The sequence below is a fragment of the Bacteroidota bacterium genome (assembly GCA_030706565.1).
Classification (GTDB): domain Bacteria; phylum Bacteroidota; class Bacteroidia; order Bacteroidales; family JAUZOH01; genus JAUZOH01.
Map to the genome: position 1 here is coordinate 1 of JAUZOH010000090.1, position 12247 is coordinate 12247.

Here is a 12247-nt window from a genome sequence, read left to right on the forward strand (position 1 = left end):
CGGATATGGCCAATGGCCCTACACCGTGTCCGATAAAAACACGATCAATGATGTTGTACAATGACGATGCGGCAGTTGCAATGATAGCCGGAAGGGAATATTGAAGTAAAAGCTTTCCTGTTTTTTCTTGTCCTAATGCTTCTGTGATTTCTGAATTTGCCATATATAATGAAGCTCAAATAAAATTGTGTCCTGAATCTGTTTTTGCAAAAGAATTATGAGGATAATCAAGGATTGCAGCCTATCACATATAACCTGTATTAAAAAGAAAAGGTTGAAAGTTTTTCAACTTTCAACCTTTTCTGGCGGTCTGGACGAGATTCGAACTCGCGACCCCATGCGTGACAGGCATGTATTCTAACCAGCTGAACTACCAGACCATTTGTTTTTTTTGATGGCACAAAGATAATGGTTTTTTTATTCAGTGCAAATAAACCTTTCTTTTTTATCAAAGATTTTATTTCTCTTTTCTGAAAAAACTGAAATGAACTGCCCCATATTTCCTGGTTTCCACGTAATTGGGATGATTTTTGAAATCCACCTGTTTGGAATGTTCTACAATTAACCAGCCACTTTTTCCCAGCATATCGTGTGCGAAAATCAAGTCGGGGATGGTTTTTACCTCTTCCATGTCATAGGGAGGGTCTGCAAAAATGATATCATAATTTACCTGACAGCGTTTGATAAAGGTAAAGGCATTCTCCTTAAATATCCGGATAACCTTGAAGTCGAGTTCTTGTACGGTTTTACGGATAAAAGACGCATATCTCTCGTTTATTTCCACTGCATCAATTGCTATTGCTCCTCTGGAGGCAAACTCATAACTGATTCCTCCTGTGCCGGCAAAAAGATCCAATATCCTTAGATTTTCAAAATCAAAATAATTGTTCAGGATATCAAAAAGGGCTTCTTTTGCAAAATCGGTAGTGGGACGTGCTTCAAAACTCCTGTCTGCCTTTAAAATTCGACCTTTGTGTGAGCCGCTGATTATACGCATGTATATAAGTTTAATAAATTCAGAAAAATATAGGGGTCAAATTTTTTAAATGTGTAACTGTAAATGAATTGATCTCCCGGCTTATCAAATCGAATATCTCGTATGTACTTTGTGAGCAGGTTAAAAACCGGTGAATTTTTCGAAATATCCCCTGAAAGTACAACTGCTACTTCTTCCGGATTCATGTTAAACCTTTTGTAAATATTCATCAGGTGATAGATCACATCATTGCCATTTTGAAAGGGAAAACAATTATATAATTTCAACTTGTTCATGTTTAGAACGGTGATGTCGAAAAAGCCGGACTGAAAATTAATATATACTTTGGGCCTGAAGATCCATTTGTTCTTTTCAAAGACATTATCTATAAAAGGTATGCTTTGCTGGAAAAATTCAGCATTGGGAAATTTTTCAAGTATAAGTTGTTTCCAGGCAGAAGGCATGGCAAAAATTGCATAGGCATCCATACCTTTCAGTCTTTTATAGAGTACCTCATCCGATTTTTCAACGATATGGCTGATACTTAAGCAGACTGCAGCATTTTCTTCGTTAAAAAGGGCGGCAGGTACCAGGGTGATCCTGGGGGTAGTCATTATAAAATATACCGATTTGAATTTTTTGCCCAGCAACTCTTCTGCATTGAAGATATGGCGAATTTCGTTTAGGGCTTCCTCCTGGGAGATACCCTGCGAAAAGTTGAAATGCTTAAGTACAATATATTTGGCTCTTATCAAATCCAATACACAAAACGAAAATCCGTCTGGGTTTGCTTGAATAGACAAATGGTAAGACAATGATGCGTTAACATCAAGGGTCTCGTCCAAAGCTGAAATGTTTTGCATAATTTTTATTGAATTATTTCAAAGCAGTAATTAGCTCGGGTTTATAAAATTCCTTGCACAAAATTAACGATTATTAAAACGTTCTGAAACAATGTTGAACGTTGAAAATGGTTTCAGATTCTGCTTTTTACAAATTTATTAAAAATATAATTATTCACAGTATCTTTATAGTTTATTGTAGAGCTATGTTACAGGATCACATCGTCAATACTATCCGAAAGGAACTGAACCATATTCCCACTTTTTGCCAGGGAAATCTTATTACAGCTTTATCTGAATTTATGCTTTCTGAAAAGGGAAAAGAGATACTGCTGGTCAAAGGGTATGCAGGTACAGGGAAGACTACGGTAATCAGTGCTTTTGTCCGGACCTTGCAGGAAATGAAACAAAGGTCCATTTTATTGGCACCAACGGGAAGGGCTGCAAAAGTTTTTGCTTCCTATTCCGGTACTTCGGCTTATACCATTCATAAAAAAATATACCGGCAGAAAAATATGGAAGACGGTTCGGGCATTTTTGACCTGGACAAGAATTTCCATTCCCATACCTTTTTTATTGTTGATGAAGCTTCCATGATATCAAACCAAGGAGGCGAAAGTTCGGCTTTTGGCAGTGGCCGTTTACTTGACGATCTGATAGAATATGTGAACAACGGATTGGGTTGTAAGCTTATTTTGGTCGGGGATACCGCACAGCTGCCTCCTGTAGGACTTGATATCAGCCCGGCACTGGATAAAAAGGTTTTGGAGGGCTATGGTTTTGATGTAAAAGAAATAGTTTTGAATGAGGTTGTCCGTCAATCTGAGGAGTCGGGAATTTTATTCAATGCTACCCGGATTCGAGGCAACATTACCACACGGAACAAAGATCTGCCTAAAATTATTACCACCGGTTTTGAGGATGTGAGCAGGGTAAGTGGTGCAGACCTGATTGAAACTCTTTCTGATGCTTACAGCAAATATGGCATGGATCAAACCATTGTCGTCAACCGTTCCAATAAACGTGCAAATTTATACAACCGGGGTATCCGAAATCAGATTCTTGCCAGGGAAGAGGAGTTGTCTATAGGAGATATGTTGATGGTTGTTAAGAATAATTATTATTGGCTTCAGGATAATGAGGAGGTTAATTTTATTGCCAATGGCGACATTGCCCAGATAATCCGGATAAAAAAATATGAAGAACTTTATGATTTCCATTTCGCCGATGTGACGCTGAAATTTACCGATTATGCTAATTTGGAAATTGATACAAAAATTATGCTTGATACCCTTTCCCTCGAATCAGCTTCATTATCGGGCGAAGCCAATAAAAAGTTCTTTTATTCAGTGCTGGAGGATTATGCAAATATCCCCAATCACCGCAAAAAAATAAAAATGGTCAGGGAGAATCCTTTTTTTAATGCCCTGCAGGTAAAGTTTGCTTATGCCGTTACCTGCCATAAGGCCCAGGGTGGACAATGGAAGGCCGTGTTTATTGATCAGGGTTGGTTTGATGAAAATGCCGTGGATATTGAATATTTACGCTGGCTGTATACTGCCTTTACTCGCCCTACCGAAAAACTGTACCTGGTCAATTTTAAGGATGAACTTTTTGAAGGGAATATGTCCGGTGGAAAATAAAAATAGCACCAATTTTTGGTGCTATTTGATTGAAATAATGTATAGGATTATTTTATGGCAGGCTGTTTTTAAAATTCTGATAATTTGTGTTATCATGTGATGTTCCTGTCAAACTTCCATTTGCCTTCCAGACACTTTCTATATTTGAAACCCGTTTCGCATCTGAAGGATGGGTGCTCAGGAAGGGTAGCAAATTATAAATGGATTGAGAATTATTGCCTTCCGCTGTCATCTTCGTGAAGAAATCCTCCAATGCCCGAGGATTGTAATAATTTGTTGCCCCCAGGTAAATAACAGAATATTCATCGGCTTCATATTCATCACTTTGGCTGAATTGAAGGCCTGTTACAGTTCCTGCAAGTTGTGCGGTAATTTGTGCCAATTCACTGGGATTTGAACCTAATAAAATGGAAAGGAGCAGGTCTATTCCATATTGCTTGGTCATTTGTTTGGTCGAATGCCTGCGGGCTGCATGTGCCATTTCATGAGCAAGGACTCCTGCGAATTCATCTTCATTGTCCAGGAATTTAATGATTCCGCTGTATACATAAATATTCCCTCCCGGAGTACAAAATGCATTGAGGGTGGTGTCATCTTTAATGATGTGGATATCCCAGTTGAAATCTGTAGCATGTTCTACTTTCCCTGTACTAAGAATCCTTTGTTTGATTTGTTCCAGATAACTATAAGCTGCAGGATATTGGGTTTTATCCAAAAGGGGATAAGAGCCGGGATTAGAAGAAATCTGCAGATTTACAGTATCTCCAAATGCTTTGTCCTGCTCAATTGTAAATAAATTGATGCCGCCACCTTTACTGCAACTGATCATCCCTGTTGCAACTGTAGCCAGTATCAACCAAAAAAATTTGACTTTTTTCATTTTAATAAATATTTGTTCTGTTAAAATATTTGATTTTTTATTTCTTATCTCTTATTCCGTATCAAGGTAGAAGATATTTTAATTTGTGCTCCATGGGATACAAAATTAAGCCAAAAAATTCTTATATTACATGACTCTTTGAATAAAAGAGTTAATTTTACCCCGGTTCTGTATTTATAGAAAATAGCAGAAATTCCAGTCAGGGGGTTAAATTTCAAAAGTTAAACAATTAAATATAACAGAATGTCACGTTTTTCAAGAATTAATGTAGCCACAGAGATGGCCAGAACGGGAATGGTCCCGGTATTTTATCATTCGGATGTGGATGTATGCAAAAAAGTTTTAAAAGCTTGTTATGATGGTGGAGTGAGGGTGTTTGAATTTACCAACCGGGGCGATTTTGCTCATGAGGTATTTTCCGAACTTAATAAATACGCCATTAAGGAACTTCCTGAACTGATCCTTGGCGTGGGTTCTGTTATTGATGCGGCAACAGCTTCTTTGTACATGCAGTTGGGCACAAATTTCGTTGTTTCGCCTGTTTTAAAAGAAGAAATGGCTGTCGTATGCAACCGGCGAAAAATCCTGTGGTGTCCCGGTTGTGGATCAGTAACTGAAATTTCAAGGGCTGAGGAACTGGGAGCAGAAATTGTTAAAATATTCCCTGCTTCTCAGGTGGGTGGCCCAAAATTTGTTGCTGCGGTTAAAGGCCCGATGCCCTGGACCAGCATAATGCCTACCGGAGGGGTTGAACCTACGGAGGAAAATTTAAAAGCCTGGTTTGACGCCGGAGTGGTTTGCGTCGGAATGGGTTCTAAGTTGATCACCAAAGACCTGATTGCTAAAGGGGAGTTTGAAAAGTTGGCCGTTGACGTGAAGAAAGCCATTGAGTTGATACAAAAATTAAAAGCGAAATAAAACCTATTTTAATTGAGGACAAATGCTTGAATTGTCCTCGGTATTTTTTAAGGTCGGAAACTGATTTGATTTTTTATTTAATAATTATATGATATCTAGTTTTATTATATATCTGTCATCCTTGTTGGGATCGGTTTTTGCTTTTAAAAAAGCAAGACTTCATTTCAGGCATGGTCAATATTTGTATGCTTTTTTGTTGCTTATAGCCGGAATAGTTGCAGTATTTTCATTTGTTAGTAATAAAGCAGATAAAATATATGCCCAGTCCGTCAACTCAGTTATGTTTGAACCCAACAAGCCTTTAGGAATCGGTAAGGGGATTTTCCCCGGAAGGGTGGTTTGGGTTTTCGATCCCAAAGTGGCCAACTGGGATGGGGGGAAGGATTGCTGGTGGACTGAGGAAAATCTTTCCCAGTCAGAAATTATCAGAATGCTGAATGTGTCGCTTACTTCATTAACTGGCCAGAAGGATGAAATTAAAGCTTGGGACAAACTTTTCAGGCATTTTAATTTAACTAAGAAAGGTATCAATCAGGGTTATAGGAAAGATCAGAAAATTGCAATAAAAATAAACCAGAATAATACCCTAAGGCATAAGGACACTTGTGGGCTTAATGCATCTCCACAAATGGTCTATGCTCTTTTGTTAAGTCTGACCAAAGCGGCGGGTGTTCCTCAAAAGAATATTACGGTTTTCGATGCGAGCAGATTCATAAGTGATAATATTTTTAACAAATGCCATAAAGCATTTCCTGAAGTTTTATTCGTGGATAATGTTGGGGGTGAGGGAAGAATTAAAGCTACTTATGTCGACAATGCTATCCCTTATTCAATGGATAATGGCCAATTGGCAAATGGACTTGCATCTTGCGCGGTGGAAGCCGATTATCTGATCGATATGGCTTTACTGAAAGGCCATATAGGGCAAGGTGTTACGCTTTGCGCAAAGAATTTTTATGGAGCTACAAGTATAAACTGGAACTATAGAAAAAATGCCCATAATAATTTTAATCCCGAACGGTCTGGAAAACCGCACTATATGACTTTTGTCGATTTCCTGGGTCACAAGGATCTGGGTGGGAAAACTTTGCTTTTTATGATTGATGGTATATACGGTGCAAGATCTCAGGACGGTCCTCCTTTAATTAAGGATAAATGGAAGATGGAGCCATTTAATGGCCGCTGGCCTTCAAGTCTTTTTGTTTCCCAGGATGGGGTTGCCATTGATGCCGTAGGTATTGATTTCTTACGTTCTGAATGGCCTGATTTACGCGATCTTTCTTATTGCGATCAATATCTGAAGGAAGCAGCTCTTGCTGATAATCCGCCGTCAAAGACGGTTTATGATCCTGAACGCGATCACATTGCCTGTAAAAGTTTGGGCGTTATGGAGCATTGGAATAATTCGAAAGAAAAAAAGTATAGTAGAAATCTCGGCAAAAAAATGGGCATAGAATTGGTATTTAAACCTATCCACCTAAAGTAAACTGTAAAAAAATTTAAGGCTTTATTTTAATTAGATATTGTTAACACCTTAAATAATGAAGAAGGGATATTATTTGATTTTATTTATCTTGTTCTTTATTGTTCTGCTTCCCAAAGCAGCAGCCCAGAATGTTGACAAAATCCAGAAGACTCGTATCCTTTTTGTCTTCGATGCTTCCGAAAGCATGACCGGTTTATGGGAAAAGCATGTCAAAATTGATCTTGCCCGTAGTGTTTTATTGCATTTCGTGGATAGTCTCGAAAAATTGCCCAATGTGGAAATGGCGCTTAGGGTTTATGGCCACACGAGCCCTGTAAATCCTCAAAATTGTTTTGATACGAGACTTGAAGTCCCTTTTGCTCCCAATAATGCTTTGAGAATACGCCAGAGGCTCAATTCCATTAAGCCCAAAGGTACTACGCCCATTGCCTTTTCTTTGAAAAAATGTGTCAACGACTTTTCGCCCTGTACAAATTGCCGGAATATTGTCATATTAATTACTGATGGTATTGAAGCCTGTGATGGCGATCCTTGTGCAGCTTCGCTTGAATTGCAAAAAAATGGGATAATTCTGAAGCCATTTATTTTGGGAATAGGAATTGATGAAAATTTTACTAAATCATTCGATTGCATCGGTAAATATTTTGATGTGATCAAGGAAGAAAATTTTCAGAGTACCCTGGATGTGATAATTAATCAGGCATTAAACCGCTCTTCGGCCCAGGTGAATTTGCTTGATAAAAATGGAAATCCTACGGAAACCAATGTGAATATGACCTTCTTTGACCGCAAGACAGGGAAAGTAAAATATAATTATGTTCATACCATTAACAGCAAGGGGAATCCGGATACCTTACTTATAGATCCCAATACCGCCTACCGCATCAGGATTAATTCCATTCCGCCGGTCTACATTGACAGTGCAAAAATGACCCTGGGCAGACACAATATTTTTGCTTCTGATTTATCTCAAGGTTATCTCCTGGTTACATCCCGCGATAACAGTGTTTACAGGGAAACCCAGGTTATAGTCCGGAAGTCGGGAAATTCCAGTACGCTAAACGTACAGAAGATTAATGAAAAAGAAAAATATCTGTCCGGCAAATATTCTCTCGAAGTCCTTACTCTTCCCAGAATTATTGTAAATGACGTGGATATTAAAGAAGCACATACTACTACTGTTGAAATCCCCCGGCCTGGCATGGTAAATTTGTTGAGAAATGCTCCCGGTTTCGGCAGCCTTTATCTTCGTAAGGATAATGATTTGCAATGGGTGACTAATCTTGACCAGGATTCAGGAAATACAACCTTACTCCTTCAGCCTGGAAGCTATACAGTAATCTTTAGATCTTTGAATGCCAGGAAAAGTATATATACTATTTCTAGAAATTTTGAGTTAAATCAAGGGAGTGCTAAAACAATTGAATTGTATTAAAGCCACTGGCTGATTTACTAAATTTTTTTCTGTATTTGTAAAAAAATAAATCTATTATTTGTAAATAATTGATAATGAGCAAGATACATATTAATTAAAAATTAAAAAATTGAATGATGGCCAATTCCCTGTTTACAGGATTGGGTTATTATTTTTAAATTTGCCTGCTTTTATCTCAGGCAGAGGTTTTGAATGACTTAATGAATCCCTAATGTCCGACAATAACGACAAAGAACTATTAAGACTTTTCCGAAGCTCAGAGAACAGAAACTACGCGTTCAACATGATTGTCCGTAAGTACCAGGAAAGGCTTTACTGGCACATCCGGAAAATGGTTTTGGATCATGATGATGCCAATGATCTTCTTCAAAATACTTTTATTAAGGCATGGAAAGGACTTGATAATTTCAGAGAAGATGCGGAGCTTTTTACCTGGTTATACAGAATTGCGACAAATGAAACACTTACTTTTTTGAAGCAAAAACGGAACAAATTTTTATTGCCTATTGTTGATGTTGAAAAGGAGCTGGAGCAAACCCTGGAAAGTGATCAATATTTTGATGGCAACGAATTACAGAAGAAGGTTCAGAAAGCTATTCTTACTCTGCCGGCTAAACAAAGATTAATTTTCAATATGAAATATTTTGATGATATGAAGTATGAAGAAATCGCTGAGGTTCTGGGTACCAGTGTGGGGGCATTAAAAGCAAGTTTCCATCTTGCTACCAAAAAGATACAAAAATACATAGAGAATAATTAAACCTTTTTTATCTTGAGCAGTCCAATTAACAAAAAAAAATGACTAAGGCAAACGATATATTGAAAGAGCTTGATAAGATGAAGAAGACATCTCCTTTCAAGGTGCCTGAAAATTACTTTGATCAATTTCCTTTGCTTCTTCAGGAAAAGTTAGAGAAGAAGCAGAAAACGGAGGGTTGGGGATATAAATTTTATCGAATTCTCAAATCACATTTGGCCCTTGATTCATCGATTGCCGGGATATTGGTAATCGGATTCATTGGTTATAAGTTGTTTTCTCCTACTGTCGAAAAAAATCAACTGACCCCTTCTGAAAAAAAACAAGCCATTGATTATGAGGTATATAGCACTGATTGTGGAACAATAATAGACAATATGGATCATTCAAAAAATATTGAAATTAAAGGAAGTGACAATTCAGCTGAAAAAAGTGATGAAATTATTGAATATCTGGTGGGAGAGAATGTTGAAACCGCTACTTTAGCTGAGCAATTATAAATAAAGTTATGAATAAAAAATTCTTTAACTTACTTTTTATCTTTATATTTTGGGGTATCGCAATGACTTACGGCCAAGTCCGTAAACCCTGGGCTGAAAAAATTTATTCTCAGAAAGTTTCATTTTTCACCCAAAAAATCGGTTTAACCCCTGAAGAAGCTCAGGTGTTTTGGCCAGTATATAATGAATACCAGTTGAAACATGACAGAATAGTTGAATCGAAAAAGCAGATTCTTGCCTATTATAATCGAAATCAAAAGAAATTATCGGATAAGGAAATTGAAAATATTCTGGACAAATATATACATCTGGAACATCAACAGGCAAACCTTCAATCTGAATATTATAAGAAGTATAAAGCTATTCTGCCGATTGAAAAAGTAGCCCGTTTATACCAATCAGAAATTCAATTTAAGGGGATGTTACTCCGGCAAATCAAAAACAAATAGTTTGTTAAAATATTGCTTTCAATATTTTTAACCTTGATCTTTTCCCTTTTTATTTTGAAATTTTGGAAATTAATTGTTCGGGGGTAACTTTTATCTGTTCCCCTGTTTTCATGTTCTTTAATGTAATCAGGCCTTCATTTATTTCATTTTCGCCAACCAATGCCACAAATGAGATATTTTTATTGTCAGCATAGCTCATTTGCTTTTTCATTTTTGCTGCTTCTGGATATATTTCGGCACTGACACCTGCTTCCCGGACTTTTTTGAGTAAGGGCAGGCAATGTGCCTCTTCGTTTTTGCCGAAATTTGTAAAGAGTATTTTGGTCGAAGCGATGGCATTTTTTGGGTATGCATCCAGCTGGTTAAGTACATCGAAGATACGGTCGGCCCCAAAGGAAATTCCTACTCCCGACACATTCTCCAAACCAAAAATGCCGGTAAGGTTGTCGTAACGTCCTCCGCCACAAATACTGCCCATTTCCATATCCTTTGCCTTTACTTCAAATATGGCGCCGGTATAATAATTTAATCCCCTTGCCAGGGTGAGATCCAGTTGAACCTCTGTTTTTAAAGGCAGCTGTTGAATGTAATCAAGTATGGTTTGAACCTCTTCAATACCTTTCATTCCGATTGCTGAAGGCTGCAAGACCTCGGATAACCGGGCAAGTTTTTCGGCATTGTCGCCCGAAAGGCTGATGATGGGCTGCAACTGATCAACAGCCTGCTGGGATAATCCTTTGGATAAGAGTTCGCAGTTGACTTCTTCAAGTCCTATTTTTTCAAACTTGTCAATGGCAATGGTGATGTCAATAATTTTGTCCGATTCACCGATAATTTCAGCAATTCCTGAAAGTATTTTCCGGTTATTGATTTTGATCAGGGTATTTATCCCTAAATCGGCAAAAACCCTGTCTACCATTTGCATCAATTCTACCTCGTTGAGCAATGAATCGCTGCCAACCACATCGGCATCACATTGGTAAAATTCCCGGTAGCGGCCTTTCTGGGGTCGGTCGGCCCTCCAAACAGGTTGTATCTGGTAGCGTTTAAATGGAAATGAAATGTCATTGCGGTGCTGTACTACAAAACGTGCAAAAGGCACAGTCAGGTCATAACGTAATCCTTTTTCGCAAATCTGATTGGAAAACCTGAGCGAATTCCTGTTCTGGAAATCTTCATCACTTGCCTCCAAAAGGAAATCTCCTGAATTTAAAATCCTGAACAGCAATTTATCGCCTTCTTCACCATATTTGCCCATCAAAGTGGACAGGTTTTCCATCGCCGGGGTTTCAATGGGTTGAAAGCCAAAAAGCCGGAAAACATTTGAGATGGTATCGAAAATATAGTTGCGTTTCGCCATTTCCACCGGCGTAAAATCACGTGTACCTTTAGGTATCGAGGGTCGTTGTACAGACATAGTTTACTTATATAGAATATGGTGCAAAAATAATAAAAATGCTATTCCTTCTCTTCCATATCCTTTTCTTTTGTCTGATTGTAAACTGAAAATGTTGATTTTTAGTCCTATACCTTCCCTAATCAGTCTTCCCTATTGTTGGAAATTGTTTTAATAAAAAATTGTATCCTGATAACAAAAATAGTATATGAATCTTAAAAGATTGACAATATGGTTTTTATGGCTAGTTGCCAAGATGGGGTGAAATTTGAGTAATTATATTTTAATCCCTTAACTGTTTTTTTCGTTTTGATTTTTAATCTCTTCTTTTTTGATATTGTGTAAAGCATATTCAGTAGGTGACATTTTAAAATAATTGGTAAAACATGCTGTAAAATAAGAGGGTGAACTAAATCCGACTGTATAACAAATTTCCGATACGGTAAAAGCTTTATTGTCAAGCAGCTGGGCTGCATGTTTTAAGCGGATATTCCTGATGAATTCACTTGAAGACTGGTTCAACAAAGCTTTCAACTTGCGGTGCAGCGTGGTCCGGCTCATGCCTATGTCCTTACAGAGCAAATCACCATTATAATCCGTATTCGAAAGGTTTTCTTCAATATGTTTGATGGCCTTTTGTAAAAACTGTTCATCCGGAGAAGTTGCCACAACTTCTTTTACTTCAAAATTGATGCTTTTACTGAATTTTTCTTTAAGTTTTTCACGAAGCTCAATAAGCTTGGCAATTCTGACTTTCAGGTGCTGGGGATTGAATGGCTTGGGAATATAAGAATCCGCACCATTTTCAAGCCCAAGGATCCGGTTTTCAATTGAAGCTTTGGCCGTTAGCAAAATAATTGGGATATGGGAAGTGGTGATATCTGTTTTCAGTTTTTTGCACATTTCAATCCCGTCCATATTGGGCATCATTATGTCACTGATGATTACATCTGGCTGAAATTCAA

Annotated in this window: 13 protein-coding genes and 1 tRNA gene; 7 read left to right on the plus strand and 7 right to left on the minus strand. The window is 37.7% G+C overall.

Features of this window, described 5'->3' with window-relative positions:
- The 4 genes from Q8907_06650 to Q8907_06665 form a co-directional block, all read right to left on the minus strand.
- A partial coding sequence (locus Q8907_06650) for an MATE family efflux transporter (GenBank protein MDP4273941.1) occupies nt 1–163 on the minus strand: 163 nt, incomplete at its 3' end.
- A gap of 140 nt (nt 164–303) precedes the next feature.
- Nucleotides 304–380, minus strand: a tRNA-Asp gene (locus Q8907_06655).
- A gap of 77 nt (nt 381–457) precedes the next feature.
- Entirely contained in the window at nt 458–997 is a 540-nt protein-coding gene (locus tag Q8907_06660) for an RsmD family RNA methyltransferase (GenBank protein ID MDP4273942.1), read from the minus strand.
- On the minus strand, nt 988–1839 hold the full coding sequence (locus Q8907_06665) for a DUF3822 family protein (GenBank protein ID MDP4273943.1): 852 nt from the start codon (nt 1837–1839) through the stop codon (nt 988–990). Before Q8907_06665 ends, Q8907_06660 begins: the two co-directional genes overlap by 10 nt.
- A gap of 185 nt (nt 1840–2024) precedes the next feature.
- Between Q8907_06665 and Q8907_06670 the strand changes: the two genes are divergently transcribed.
- Complete coding sequence (locus Q8907_06670; GenBank protein ID MDP4273944.1) at nt 2025–3461, plus strand: AAA family ATPase; 1437 nt, start codon at nt 2025–2027, stop codon at nt 3459–3461.
- Nucleotides 3462–3513: 52 nt separating this feature from the next.
- Here the strand turns inward: Q8907_06670 and Q8907_06675 are convergent, their stop codons facing one another.
- Nucleotides 3514–4341 (minus strand): M48 family metalloprotease, encoded by an 828-nt coding sequence (locus tag Q8907_06675; protein ID MDP4273945.1) that lies wholly within the window; start codon nt 4339–4341, stop codon nt 3514–3516.
- A 243-nt stretch (nt 4342–4584) separates the two neighbouring features.
- Between Q8907_06675 and Q8907_06680 the strand changes: the two genes are divergently transcribed.
- The 6 genes from Q8907_06680 (at nt 4585) to Q8907_06705 (ending at nt 9886) form a co-directional block, all read left to right on the plus strand.
- Nucleotides 4585–5259, plus strand: a complete 675-nt coding sequence (locus Q8907_06680) for a bifunctional 4-hydroxy-2-oxoglutarate aldolase/2-dehydro-3-deoxy-phosphogluconate aldolase (GenBank protein MDP4273946.1) — start codon at nt 4585–4587, stop codon at nt 5257–5259.
- Between the two features lie 88 nt (nt 5260–5347).
- A complete protein-coding gene (locus tag Q8907_06685; protein MDP4273947.1) occupies nt 5348–6745 on the plus strand; it encodes a DUF362 domain-containing protein in 1398 nt (465 codons plus the stop codon).
- Nucleotides 6746–6800: 55 nt separating this feature from the next.
- Nucleotides 6801–8180, plus strand: a complete 1380-nt coding sequence (locus Q8907_06690; protein MDP4273948.1) for a VWA domain-containing protein — start codon at nt 6801–6803, stop codon at nt 8178–8180.
- 211 nt (nt 8181–8391) lie between these two features.
- Entirely contained in the window at nt 8392–8940 is a 549-nt protein-coding gene (locus Q8907_06695; GenBank protein MDP4273949.1) for a sigma-70 family RNA polymerase sigma factor, read from the plus strand.
- A 38-nt stretch (nt 8941–8978) separates the two neighbouring features.
- A complete protein-coding gene (locus Q8907_06700; GenBank protein ID MDP4273950.1) occupies nt 8979–9437 on the plus strand; it encodes a hypothetical protein in 459 nt (152 codons plus the stop codon).
- 8 nt (nt 9438–9445) lie between these two features.
- On the plus strand, nt 9446–9886 hold the full coding sequence (locus Q8907_06705) for a hypothetical protein (protein ID MDP4273951.1): 441 nt from the start codon (nt 9446–9448) through the stop codon (nt 9884–9886).
- 49 nt (nt 9887–9935) lie between these two features.
- Here the strand turns inward: Q8907_06705 and hisS are convergent, their stop codons facing one another.
- Nucleotides 9936–11303: a histidine--tRNA ligase gene (gene hisS, locus Q8907_06710; protein ID MDP4273952.1), complete on the minus strand. Its 1368-nt coding sequence runs from the start codon at nt 11301–11303 to the stop codon at nt 9936–9938.
- Nucleotides 11304–11573: 270 nt separating this feature from the next.
- A partial coding sequence (locus tag Q8907_06715; protein ID MDP4273953.1) for a helix-turn-helix domain-containing protein occupies nt 11574–12247 on the minus strand: 674 nt, incomplete at its 5' end.